Annotated in this window: 15 protein-coding genes and 1 tRNA gene; 3 read left to right on the top strand and 13 right to left on the bottom strand. The window is 69.7% G+C overall.

Annotated elements, in window-relative coordinates:
* Positions 1 to 73 precede the first annotated feature (73 nt).
* Positions 74 to 160 (bottom strand) — tRNA-Leu (locus K6T84_RS22135).
* Between the two features lie 98 nt (positions 161 to 258).
* Between K6T84_RS22135 and K6T84_RS22140 the strand changes: the two genes are divergently transcribed.
* Both K6T84_RS22140 and K6T84_RS22145 read left to right on the top strand, forming a co-directional pair.
* On the top strand, positions 259 to 630 hold the full coding sequence (locus tag K6T84_RS22140; protein WP_224865078.1) for a hypothetical protein: 372 nt from the start codon (positions 259 to 261) through the stop codon (positions 628 to 630).
* Positions 627 to 965: a DUF3817 domain-containing protein gene (locus tag K6T84_RS22145; protein ID WP_224865077.1), complete on the top strand. Its 339-nt coding sequence runs from the start codon at positions 627 to 629 to the stop codon at positions 963 to 965. Before K6T84_RS22140 ends, K6T84_RS22145 begins: the two co-directional genes overlap by 4 nt.
* A 102-nt stretch (positions 966 to 1,067) precedes the next feature.
* Here the strand turns inward: K6T84_RS22145 and K6T84_RS22150 are convergent, their stop codons facing one another.
* The 9 genes from K6T84_RS22150 to clpS all read right to left on the bottom strand — a co-directional run bounded on the left by K6T84_RS22150 (position 1,068) and on the right by clpS (position 7,985).
* Complete coding sequence (locus tag K6T84_RS22150) at positions 1,068 to 2,315, bottom strand: protein kinase domain-containing protein (RefSeq protein WP_224865076.1); 1,248 nt, start codon at positions 2,313 to 2,315, stop codon at positions 1,068 to 1,070.
* A gap of 3 nt (positions 2,316 to 2,318) precedes the next feature.
* A complete protein-coding gene (locus K6T84_RS22155) occupies positions 2,319 to 2,930 on the bottom strand; it encodes a non-canonical purine NTP pyrophosphatase (protein ID WP_408066169.1) in 612 nt (203 codons plus the stop codon).
* Positions 2,923 to 3,705: a ribonuclease PH gene (gene rph / locus K6T84_RS22160; protein ID WP_224865075.1), complete on the bottom strand. Its 783-nt coding sequence runs from the start codon at positions 3,703 to 3,705 to the stop codon at positions 2,923 to 2,925. The genes K6T84_RS22155 and rph overlap by 8 nt, the downstream gene beginning before the upstream one ends.
* A gap of 26 nt (positions 3,706 to 3,731) precedes the next feature.
* Positions 3,732 to 4,508: a cyclic nucleotide-degrading phosphodiesterase gene (locus K6T84_RS22165; RefSeq protein ID WP_224865074.1), complete on the bottom strand. Its 777-nt coding sequence runs from the start codon at positions 4,506 to 4,508 to the stop codon at positions 3,732 to 3,734.
* A gap of 73 nt (positions 4,509 to 4,581) precedes the next feature.
* Entirely contained in the window at positions 4,582 to 5,388 is an 807-nt protein-coding gene (gene murI, locus K6T84_RS22170; RefSeq protein WP_224865073.1) for a glutamate racemase, read from the bottom strand.
* Complete coding sequence (locus K6T84_RS22175; RefSeq protein WP_224865072.1) at positions 5,385 to 6,023, bottom strand: rhomboid family intramembrane serine protease; 639 nt, start codon at positions 6,021 to 6,023, stop codon at positions 5,385 to 5,387. Before K6T84_RS22175 ends, murI begins: the two co-directional genes overlap by 4 nt.
* Before the next feature lies 1 nt (position 6,024).
* Positions 6,025 to 7,095: a P1 family peptidase gene (locus K6T84_RS22180; RefSeq protein ID WP_224865071.1), complete on the bottom strand. Its 1,071-nt coding sequence runs from the start codon at positions 7,093 to 7,095 to the stop codon at positions 6,025 to 6,027.
* On the bottom strand, positions 7,092 to 7,655 hold the full coding sequence (gene aosR / locus K6T84_RS22185) for an oxidative stress transcriptional regulator AosR (RefSeq protein ID WP_224865070.1): 564 nt from the start codon (positions 7,653 to 7,655) through the stop codon (positions 7,092 to 7,094). Before aosR ends, K6T84_RS22180 begins: the two co-directional genes overlap by 4 nt.
* A 30-nt stretch (positions 7,656 to 7,685) precedes the next feature.
* On the bottom strand, positions 7,686 to 7,985 hold the full coding sequence (gene clpS, locus K6T84_RS22190; protein ID WP_408066168.1) for an ATP-dependent Clp protease adapter ClpS: 300 nt from the start codon (positions 7,983 to 7,985) through the stop codon (positions 7,686 to 7,688).
* Positions 7,986 to 8,041: 56 nt separating this feature from the next.
* Between clpS and K6T84_RS22195 the strand changes: the two genes are divergently transcribed.
* On the top strand, positions 8,042 to 9,331 hold the full coding sequence (locus K6T84_RS22195; RefSeq protein WP_225401989.1) for a nicotinate phosphoribosyltransferase: 1,290 nt from the start codon (positions 8,042 to 8,044) through the stop codon (positions 9,329 to 9,331).
* A 7-nt stretch (positions 9,332 to 9,338) separates the two neighbouring features.
* Here the strand turns inward: K6T84_RS22195 and K6T84_RS22200 are convergent, their stop codons facing one another.
* From K6T84_RS22200 to K6T84_RS22210, 3 genes are read right to left on the bottom strand one after another with little or no spacing between them, the layout of a single operon-like run.
* Positions 9,339 to 9,716: a type II toxin-antitoxin system VapC family toxin gene (locus K6T84_RS22200; RefSeq protein ID WP_225401713.1), complete on the bottom strand. Its 378-nt coding sequence runs from the start codon at positions 9,714 to 9,716 to the stop codon at positions 9,339 to 9,341.
* The gene (locus tag K6T84_RS22205; RefSeq protein ID WP_225401712.1) at positions 9,713 to 9,955 is read right to left on the bottom strand and encodes a hypothetical protein; all 243 of its coding nucleotides are present in this window, start codon (positions 9,953 to 9,955) and stop codon (positions 9,713 to 9,715) included. Before K6T84_RS22205 ends, K6T84_RS22200 begins: the two co-directional genes overlap by 4 nt.
* A gap of 45 nt (positions 9,956 to 10,000) precedes the next feature.
* The gene (locus K6T84_RS22210; protein ID WP_225401711.1) at positions 10,001 to 10,264 is read right to left on the bottom strand and encodes a YdeI/OmpD-associated family protein; all 264 of its coding nucleotides are present in this window, start codon (positions 10,262 to 10,264) and stop codon (positions 10,001 to 10,003) included.
* Positions 10,265 to 10,314: the final 50 nt, after the last annotated feature.

Raw genomic sequence — 10,314 nt, forward strand, 5'->3', positions numbered from 1 at the left:
CCGATGAGGACGATGACGTCCATTCTGGCACCGGCCGGCCCGGCGAGCAGCGCGTTGTCGGTGTGAGTTTTTTTGGTGCGGGCGGGGGGACTCGAACCCCCACGCTCTTTCGAGCAATGGCACCTAAAGCCATCGTGTATGCCAGTTTCACCACGCCCGCAAAGGCCACTCAGTCTAACCAGCACGGCGAACACCGAACGTGTCCGGTGACGCGCAACGCCATGACCGTCGGGCACCGCAGCGCGGTACCTTCATACGGTGTCCACTACGCGACGTCGGAGACCCGCACTGGTTGTGCTGGTGATCGTCGCCGCCGGCGCCTGCCTGGCGTTGGGCTGGTGGCAGTGGACCCGGTTCCAAGAGGTCAACGGCAACTTCCAGAATCTGGGCTATGCGCTGCAGTGGCCGCTGTTCGCCTGGTTCTGCGTGTACGCCTACCGCAAGTTCGTGCGTTACGAAGAAGAGCCTCCCGAGCTGCACCCCGCCGACGCGGTGACCGAGATACCCGACGGACTGTTGCCGCAGCGGCCAGCGGCCGCCGCATCCACCGATGACCCCGCGATGCGGGAATACAACGCCTATCTGGCCGAGCTCACCGAGAACGACCGACAGAACAGGAATACCGCATGACCGAGACACCCGCCCGGGCCACCGCCGACAAGGTCCGCGGCGCGCTGCTGCCCTACCGGGTGATGGCGTGGACAACCGGGATCTGGCTGATCGCGCTGTGCTACGAGATCGTGGTGCGCTACGTGGTCAAGGTGGACAACCCGCCGACCTGGATCGGCGTGGTGCACGGCTGGGTGTACTTCGCCTACCTGCTGGCCACCTTCAACCTGGCGGTCAAGGTCCGCTGGCCACTCGGCAAGACCATCGGGGTGCTGCTGGCCGGGACCATTCCGCTGCTGGGCATCATCGTCGAGCACTTCCAGACCCGAAAGATCAAGGCCCAGTTCGGTATCTGATCGGTACCCGCCGCCGAACGTGAAGCCAAGTTCACGGTCGGCGTCCAGCGTGAACCCACTTTCACGTTCGGCGTGGCGGGCGTAGCGGGCGTGGCGAGGTTTTCACTCCGGAGGCGGGTTCAGCCATCGCCCCACCCCGGCGTGGTTGGAGCATGCACCGCTGCGGTGCCTACTGAACGAGTAGGTGCCGTCGCGGCAGATCGCACTGGCTCCCGCCGGCGGTGAGACCGGCACCGCCGAGGCCACCGGCGGTGGCACTAACGTCGGCGGCGGTGCCGACATCAGCGGCGCGGGCGGCAAGGGAGCCGACTCGCTCGGCGGGGCCGACGCACTCACCGTGACCGTGATCGGCGCCGGGCGCACCGTCGTAGTCGGAGCCGCGGGCACGACGCCATCCGGATCGCCGTCTGTGCCGACCAGGCCCAGGGCACCGGCCGCCCCTGCCAGCACGGCCGCGCCGCCGGCCACCCACGGCCAGCGGCGCCGCCGGGCCCCGGCGGGGACCACCTCCGAGACCGTCGCTCCGGCAAGCGCCTCGGCGAAGTCGGCACAGCTGTCGAACCGGCCGGCGGGATCTTTGGCCAGCGCGCGTAGCACGACCGCGTCGAGGTGGGCCAGTTCCGGCCGCCGGTCGCTCAACCGCGGTGGCGGGGCACTCAGGTGCCGGCTGATGACCGCCACCGGATTGTCGTCCCGGAACGGCGGCACGCCGGTGAGCAGATGGAATGCGGTGGCCGCCAGCGCGTACTGATCGGCCCGGCCGTCCAGCGTCTCGCCCATCAGCTGTTCGGGGGCGGCGTACGACAGGGTGCCGACGGTGAAATTGGTGGCGGTCAGCCCGGTGACCTCGCCCAGCTGGCGCGCAATCCCGAAGTCCGCCAACAGGATCCGTCGAGGGGCATCGTCCGGCTCAGCCACCATGATGTTGGCGGGCTTGACGTCGCGGTGCAAGAGCCCGTGGTGATGGGCGTGGTCGAGCGCACCGGCGATGGCGGTGATGATCGCCAGCGCGTCGGCCTCCGGCATTCCGTTCGGGAACCGGTTGGCGATCAGCGCAGCCGCATCGGTCCCGTCGACGTAGTCCATGGCGATCCAGAGCCGCCCGTCGAACTCACCACGGTCGTGCACACCAACGATGTCGGGGTGGAAAAGACCCGCCGCAACGTCGGCTTCCAGCTGGAAGCGTTGCCGGAATTCGTCGTCGGCGGTCAATGCACCGGAGAGCACCTTGAGCGCGTCGTGGCGCGGCAACCGGGGATGTCGCGCCAGGTAGACCTCGCCCATGGCTCCCGAGCCCAGCAGGCGCTCGATCCGGTAACCGGCGAAAACCGCGCCCGCCTCCAGCGTCACGGCTCAGACCGCGAGCCGCAGCAGGGCGGGCACCAGCAGCGCCAGCGCCCGCCCGCGGTGCGATGCGGCGTCTTTCTCCGCCGGGCTCAGCTGCGCAGCGGTGCGGTCGGCACCCTCCGGCACGAAGACCGGGTCGTAGCCGAACCCGCCGTCGCCGCGCGGTGCCCGGGCGATGCTGCCCGGCCACTCGCCGCGCACCACCACTTCCTGGTCGACTCCCGAGCCCCACACCAGCGCGCAGGCCGAGACGAACGCCGCGCCGCGCCGCTCGTCGGGGACGTCACCCAACTGGGCCAGCAACAGTGCGGTGTTGGCGGCGTCGTCGCCGTGCGCACCCGACCAGCGCGCCGACAACACGCCGGGCATCCCGTTCAAGGCGGCCACGGTCAGGCCGGAATCATCTGCCACACAAGGCAATCCGGTGGCAACAAACCCGTCGCGGGCTTTGGCGAGCGCGTTGGCCTCGAACGTCGCCCCGGTCTCGGGGGCTTCGGGGTAGGCCGGCACCTCGTCCAGCGCGACCAAGTGCACACCCGCCACTCCGGCGTGCTCGAGCACCCGGCTGAGTTCGGCCAGCTTCTTGCGGTTGCGGCTGGCCACCAAGACCTCAGTCAGAGCCGAATGCCTTCTTCTTGGCCGGCCCGTCCGGCAGCACCCCCGGATACGGCAGCGCCAGCGCCTCGCGCTGCACCACGAACAGCTGCTCGCAGGCGCCCAGCGCCGCATCGAGCATCTTGTCCAGCGTCGAGCGCGGAAACGTCGCCCCCTCGCCGGTGCCCTGGATCTCCACCAGCGTGCCGGTGTCGGTGGCGACGACGTTCATGTCGACCTCGGCGCGGGAGTCCTCCTCGTAGGGCAGATCGACCCGGACCCGGCCGTCGACCACGCCGACGCTCACCGCCGAGATCGCACACGAGATCGGACGGGGGTCCGACAGCTTGCCGGCCGCCGACAGGTAGGTCACCGCGTCGGACAGCGCCACATAGGCGCCGGTGATCGCCGCAGTACGGGTGCCGCCGTCGGCCTGCAGCACATCGCAGTCGATCGCGATGGTGTTCTCCCCCAGCGCCGCCAGGTCGATGCAGGCCCGCAGTGAACGACCGACCAACCGGCTGATCTCCTGGGTGCGCCCGCCGACCTTGCCGCGGACCGACTCACGGTCCGAGCGGGTGTGGGTGGCCGCGGGCAGCATGGCGTACTCGGCGGTCAGCCAGCCCCGCCCGGAGCCCTTGCGCCAGCGCGGGACACCCTCGGTGACGCTGGCCGTGCACATGACCCGGGTGTTGCCGAATTCGACCAGCACCGATCCGGCGGGGTTCGCGGTGAATCCGCGGGTGATGACCACCGGGCGCAGCTCGTCGTCTTCGCGACCGTCTTCTCGTTTGGACACGCGACCAACCCTAGTGGAGCAGTGTTTCAGCTCCGCCGGATGTCGAACTTCTCGTCGCACGTCACCGCGTGCACCGGCCCGGAGAACTCCGCCTTGGCCTCGCGGATCACCTCTTCGCGCGACGTCCACGGCGGAATGTGGGTAAGCAGCAACTGTCCGACACCCGCTGCGGCGGCGATACGGCCCGCGTCAGTGCCGGACAGGTGCAGGTTCGGCGGGTTGTTGGGCTCGTGGGTCCACGACGCCTCGGACAAGAACACGTCGGCGTCCCGGGCCAGCTCGATCACGCTCTCGCAGTAACCGGTGTCCCCGCTGTAGACCAGCGTCACACCGGAGGCATCGCTGATCCGCATCCCGAAGGACTCGGTCGGGTGACACACCAGCCTGGGCTGCACACTCAACTCACCGAACTGGACCGGCTCACCGTCTACCCAGACGTGGACATCGAAGATGTCGGTGATGTCGTCGATCTCGCCACCGTAGGGCGATGACGCGGCACCCATCCGCGACCAGGTGTCACTGGGCCCGTAGATCGCGCCCTTGTCGAACGGACGGGTGGCCACCGACGGGTGGTAGCGACGCCAGACGAACAGCCCGGGCAGGTCCAGGCAGTGATCGGCATGCAGGTGCGACAGCAGCACGCTCACCGACCCCGGATCGGCGTGCCGTTGCAGCGCACCCAGCACCCCGCCGCCGAAGTCGATAACCAGAGGAGGGGTGCCCGGAGCCTCCAGCAGGTAGCCGGAGGCCGGCGAATCCGGTCCCACCACACTGCCGGAGCAGCCGAGCACGGTCAGTCGCACGTTCCCTACTGTGCCATGTTCGCCGCGACCATGACCAAGACACGACCGCTTTGCTGACTATTCGTCGTCGAAATCACCGTGTGGAGGCGTGATGACGTACCGCACCGACCCCGGTGATGGCCGGGCCGAGGAAGCGGGTGGCCAACTCGGCGAACGCCTCGGGGTCGCCGGTGGCCTCGAATACCCGGGTCGCCGGCGTGCCCTCATGCGGGGCCAGCAGGTCACGCTCGGTCAGCACTCGCAGCAGATCCTTGGCGGTCTCCTCCGCGCTGGACACCAGCGTCACCTCGTCGCCCATCGCCAGCTGGATCAGCCCCGACAGCAGCGGATAGTGCGTGCAGCCCAGCACCAGGGTGTCGACGCCGGCACTCTGCAGCGGCTCCAGGTAGCCCTCGGCCAAGCCCAGCACCTGGCGGCCGCTGGTGATGCCGCGCTCGACGAAGTCGACGAATCGCGGACAGGCCACCGCGGTGATCTCGGTGTCGCGGGCGGCGGCGAAGGCGTCCTGGTAGGCGTGGCTGGCGATGGTCGCGCTCGTCCCGATCACCCCGATCCGGCCGTTGCGGGTGGTGGCCACCGCGCGCCGCACCGCCGGCAGGATCACCTCGACGACCGGCACGTCGTAGCGTTCCCGTGCGTCGCGCAGGCACGCCGCCGAGGCGGTGTTGCAGGCGATCACCAGCGCCTTGACGCCACGTCCCACCAGGTCATCGCCGATGGCCAGCGCGTGGGCGCGGACCTCGGGGATGCTCAACGGGCCGTACGGCCCGTTACCGGTGTCGCCGACGTAGACGATGTCCTCGTCGGGCAGCTGGTCGATGATCGACCGCGCGACCGTCAGCCCGCCGACCCCGGAGTCGAAGATCCCGATGGGGCTCATGCCCTCACCGCCCGTCGCTGTTGTCGGGCCCGGCGTTCGGGGCCCGACAACAGGTAGGCGGCCAGCACGCCGGCCAGCGCGCCGCACAGGTGGCCCTGCCAGGACACCCCGCCGCAGACGTTCAACACCGGCATCGCCCCCCACAGAATCCCGCCATAGACAATCAGCACGCCCACGCCGACCAGGATCTGCCAGATGCTGCGGGTGAACAGCCCGAACACCATCAGGAATGTCAGCCAGCCGAAGATCAGCCCGGAGGCGCCGATGTGGTCGGTCGGCCGGCACGACGAACCGACGTCGCCGATCAGCCAGGTCCCCAGCCCGCCGACGATCCACACGATCGCCGTCGCCCACAGGAATCGCGACAGGCCCGCCCAGGCCAGCAGGAACCCGAGCACCAGCGCGGGGCCGGTGTTGGCCAGCAGGTGACCCCAGTTCGCATGCAGCAGCGGGGCGAACAGCACCCCCCACAGGCCGTCGGCCTCCAGCGGACGGATGCCGTTACGGTCCAGCCGGTGACCGGACACCTGATCGAGCGCTTCCACGACGTAGAGCAGCGCGACGAACCCGAGGACCGTCACCCCGCCGGTCTGCCAGGCCGGGCGGGCGTCGCGTTGCGGTGGCGGCGTCAGCACATCAGGACCTTCCGCCGGCACGGTCGGCGAACGCACCGGGCAGCGTGCCCCGGTAGGTCGGTATTGCGGCCACCGAGTCGGCGGCCAGCACGCCCACCAGCACCGCACGGGCCATGCAGTCCGCCGCGGCGGCGCCCACCAGCGTCACCAAGCCGGTCTCCGGGGACATCGCGTCGGGTGTTCCCGCTATCGGGGGGACCTCGACGGCTCCGGTAGCCAGCGCGAACACCGTGTCGCCGTCCACCGGGGTGTGGGCGGGCCGGATGGTGCGGGCCAGCCCGTCCTGGGCGGCGATCGCCACCCGTCGGCACCCGGCGGGGCTCAGGGCCGCATCGGTGGCCACCACGGCGATGGTGGTGTTGAGACCCGCGGATTTGGGTGCGAGCCCGCCGAGTATCGACAGTTGCTCCGACGGCGGTGCCGTCAGCCCGAACTCTTCGATGAGCTGCGCCGACCACGGCAGCCCGGTGGTGTCATCGATGACCTCGCCGGTGGGGTTGACCACCACCAGTGCCCCCACAGTGACGGTCTGGTCCTCCAGGTCCAGCGTCACCGACGCGGTGCCCACCCCGCCTTTGAGCATTCCGGCGCGGGCTCCCGTTCCGGCGCCGACGCTGCCGACCCGCGGGCTCTCGCCGTCGGGGCCGGCCGCCGCCTGGGCCGCGGCGTAGCCGAACTCGGCGGTGGGCCGTCGATCCCAGCCGCCGACCGGCAGGTCGAAGATGACCGCGGCCGGCACGATCGGCACCACCCCGCCGTCCAGCGCCACCCCGCGGCCCTGCTCCTCCAGCCAGGCCATCACCCCATCGGCGGCCGCCAGGCCGTAGGCGCTGCCACCGGAGAGCACCACGGCGTCCACCCAGCGCACGCTGTTGGCCGGATCCAGCAGGTCGGTCTCGCGGGTCCCCGGCGCCCCACCGCGGCCGTCGACGGCCCCGACGGTTCCGGGGGGCGTCAGCACCACGGTGGTCCCGGTCGCCCAGCCCGAACCGAGGCTGGCGTCGGGATCGAGCCGCTCGTGGTGGCCCACCCGGATACCGGCGACATCGGTGATGGCGCCCAGGTCGCTCATCGGCGGGACCTCTTCATCAAGGCGACCACCAGGTATTCCTGCAGTACGGTCAGCCATTGGTACACGCTGAGCTGGCCGACCATCGGGTGGCCGGGCGGCAGTTCATCCGGGCCCTCGGGACCGATCTGCAGCATGGTGCCCAGCGCCAGCCGAATGTCGTTGACCGCCGCGATCCAGGCGTTGGCCTGTTCCTCGGTCAGCTCGAAGCGGCCGCCCTGTTCGGGAACGGTGTCCACCACCTGTTGCGCCGAAACACGTTTGGCGTCGATGATCGCCGGCTCATGCAGACTGCGCAGCGCTGCGTTGAGGCCGTCTTCGATTTCGGAGCGAGAGAAATCCGGCAGCAGACGCCGCATGGTGGCGTCCTCCGGCGGTGCGGTGTTGCCGGTCCGGATGCCGGTGATCATTTCGAGCTCATCTGGCGGAGAAGCGGATTCGCGTGCGTCCAGCATGCCGATGATCGAGTTGGCCAGGCTCCGCAGCAACGCCGACTCGTGCAGCGCCAGCGCCGACCGGAAGCGGGGTCCGTCGTCGGTCTCAACCCGCTTCCACTTGTGCATGGTTCGGCCCGGTCCCCTTCGGCTGACGTCTCAACGGTCCTGCTGCATGGTCGCCCACAACCCGGCGGCATGCAGTTTGGACACATCGATCTCCATCGACTCCCGGCTTCCCGCCGACACCACGGCCTTACCCTCGTGGTGGACCTGCAGCATCAGTTTGGTGGCGTGCGGCTCGCTGTAACCGAACAGCTTCTGCAGGATGTAGGTCACGTAGGTCATCAGATTGACCGGGTCGTCCCAGACGATGGTCACCCACGGTGAGGCGGTCTCCTCGGCGACGTCGGCATCGCGTTCCCGCACGGGTGTCGACATCGGGGCGGACGCGGCCATGCCCCTCAGGATACCGAGTCGAGTCGGCGTCCCGATACCGTTGGCGTGTGCACGACATGAGGCGCGGCGGGCTGCTCACCGACAAATACGAGCTGACCATGCTGGCCGCGGCCCTGCGCGACGGCACGGCGCACCGCCCCACGACCTTCGAACTGTTCGCCCGCCGGCTCCCCGCGGGCCGACGCTACGGAGTGGTCGCCGGCACCGACCGGTTCCTGGCCGTCCTGCCCGACTTCGGCTTCGACGACGCGGCGCTGGGCCTGTGCTCGGAGTTCCTGGACCCCGAGACGCTGGCTTTCCTGGCGGATTTCCGATTCCGCGGCGACGTCGAGGGCTACCCGGAAGGTGAGCTGTACTTCCCCGGCTCCCCGGTTCTCAGTGTGCGTGGCAGCTTCGCCGAGTGCGTCGTGCTGGAGACCCTGGCGCTGTCGATCTTCAATCACGACACCGCGATCGCCTCGGCGGCGGCCCGGATGGTCAGCGCCGCCGGCGGCCGGCCACTGATCGAGATGGGGTCGCGCCGCACCCACGAGCAGGCCGCGGTCGCCGCAGCGCGCGCCGCCTACCTGGCAGGCTTCGCCGGGACGTCGAATCTGGAGGCACACAAGCGTTTCGGCGTGCCGGTGCTGGGCACCAGCGCGCACGCCTTCACCTTGTTGCACACCGGCGCCGACGGCGAGCTCGCGGCGTTTCGCGCCCAGGTCGCCGCGCAGGGCGTCGGCACCACCCTGCTGGTGGACACCTATGACGTGGCCACCGGGGTAGCCAACGCGGTCGAAGTGGCCGGGCCGGGGCTGGGCGCGGTCCGCATCGACTCCGGCGAGTTGGCCGTGTTGGCCCATCAGGTCCGTGACCAGCTGGACAGGCTGGGCGCCACCGGCACCCAGATCGTGGTCTCCGGCGATCTCGACGAGTTCGCCATCGCGGCGCTGCGGGCCGCACCGGTGGACAGCTACGGCGTGGGAACCTCCCTGGTGACCGGCTCGGGCGCGCCGACGGCCGGCTTCGTCTACAAGCTGGTCGACGTAGACGGTGTGGCGGTGCACAAACGCAGCGTCAACAAGGCATCGCAGGGCGGACACAAGCAGGCGTTGCGGGTTTCCCGGCCCAGCGGCACCGTCGTCGAGGAGGTGGTCTACCCGGCCGGTGGGTCGCCCGCGGTGGACGGTCCGGCACGGGTGCTGTCGGTGGCGATGGTGCACGGCGGCGACGTGGTGGCGGCCACCGGCGCTGAGGCACTGGCCGCAGCGCGCGACCGGGTTGCGGCCGGGCTGGGAAGTCTGCCCTGGGAGGGGCTGAAGCTGGCGGCCGGCGAGCCGGCGATCGGCACCCGGGTCGTTTCGTAGCGACGAGCTACAACAACTCAATCCGACACCGCGGTCCGGGAGCGTTCGCCAACCGAGCGTCGGTGGTGAGCAGTGCGGTGGCGTCAGCCGATTCGGCCAGCGCCACGTACGTGGCGTCATACGCGCTGAGGTTGTCCCGCAGCTCCCACATCCGCGGCCGCAGCCAATCAGCCGGAAACCTGGTCAGTGTCAACCGCATGAAGCCGTTCATAGCCAGATCGCCCTGGTCCGCGCTGATAACGCCACGCCGGACGAGTCCGCGCAGCACCTGGGTGACTTCGCTGTCCACCGAGTGCGGAGCCGCCAGTTCTTCGTGCCCGAGCATCCCCGGATCAAGTTCGCCGACGAGCAGCTCCACCAGCACTCCGGCGTCGACGATCTTCACTCACCGCGCCCCTCGTGCAGCACCGACAAGATCGTGTCGCGGCCGGCCCGGCCCCCAATCGCGCGCTGCGTTCGACGAACGACCGCCGCGTTGTGCCGTACCACCTGCGCCCGCTTGGCCAGGTGCTCCAATTCACGCTGGAGATACCGGGTCAGCGAGAGCCCTTGCGCATCGGCGGCCTCGACCAGCGCGGCGTGGACCTCATCAGGAACGTCCCGGATGTGCATGACCTTCGACATCGCACAATCCTACCGGTCGATGGGTGCATTCTGCACCCATCGGGGTCAGCTTCCAGTGCGCTCGCGGTGTTTGCAACCGGGCCAACAGCACGGCCGCCGCATACCCTCCTCCAGTTCCTCACGGGTCCGGCGGATGCGGCGCTCCCGGGTGGCCTGCTGCTTGGCGTCTTCGACCCAGCAGATGAACTCGTTGCGCGCCAACGGCGTAATGTCCAGCCACGCGGCCAGCGCCGTGGCGCTGACGGTCAGTCCGTCGCGCAGGTCGTCGGGAAGTTCGTGCACCGCCCCGCCGGGCAATCGCTCGGTCATTGGTAGTCAGGGGCGCAGTACTCGCAATGCGAGCCTGTTTCCCCATCCCC

Source organism: Mycobacterium zoologicum (genome assembly GCF_020181635.2).
In the GTDB taxonomy this organism is placed as follows: Bacteria; Actinomycetota; Actinomycetes; order Mycobacteriales; family Mycobacteriaceae; genus Mycobacterium; species Mycobacterium zoologicum.

What these genes read in the sequence shown, in the direction of transcription:
- K6T84_RS22145 (WP_224865077.1), top strand. Translation starts at nt 627, where the DNA reads ATGACCGAGACACCCGCCCGGGCCACCGCCGACAAGGTCCGCGGCGCG.
- murI (WP_224865073.1), bottom strand. Translation starts at nt 5,388, where the DNA reads ATGAGCCCCATCGGGATCTTCGACTCCGGGGTCGGCGGGCTGACGGTC.
- K6T84_RS22180 (WP_224865071.1), bottom strand. Translation starts at nt 7,095, where the DNA reads ATGAGCGACCTGGGCGCCATCACCGATGTCGCCGGTATCCGGGTGGGC.
- aosR (WP_224865070.1), bottom strand. Translation starts at nt 7,655, where the DNA reads ATGCACAAGTGGAAGCGGGTTGAGACCGACGACGGACCCCGCTTCCGG.
- clpS (WP_408066168.1), bottom strand. Translation starts at nt 7,985, where the DNA reads ATGGCCGCGTCCGCCCCGATGTCGACACCCGTGCGGGAACGCGATGCC.
- K6T84_RS22195 (WP_225401989.1), top strand. Translation starts at nt 8,042, where the DNA reads ATGAGGCGCGGCGGGCTGCTCACCGACAAATACGAGCTGACCATGCTG.
- K6T84_RS22205 (WP_225401712.1), bottom strand. Translation starts at nt 9,955, where the DNA reads ATGTCGAAGGTCATGCACATCCGGGACGTTCCTGATGAGGTCCACGCC.
- K6T84_RS22210 (WP_225401711.1), bottom strand. Translation starts at nt 10,264, where the DNA reads ATGACCGAGCGATTGCCCGGCGGGGCGGTGCACGAACTTCCCGACGAC.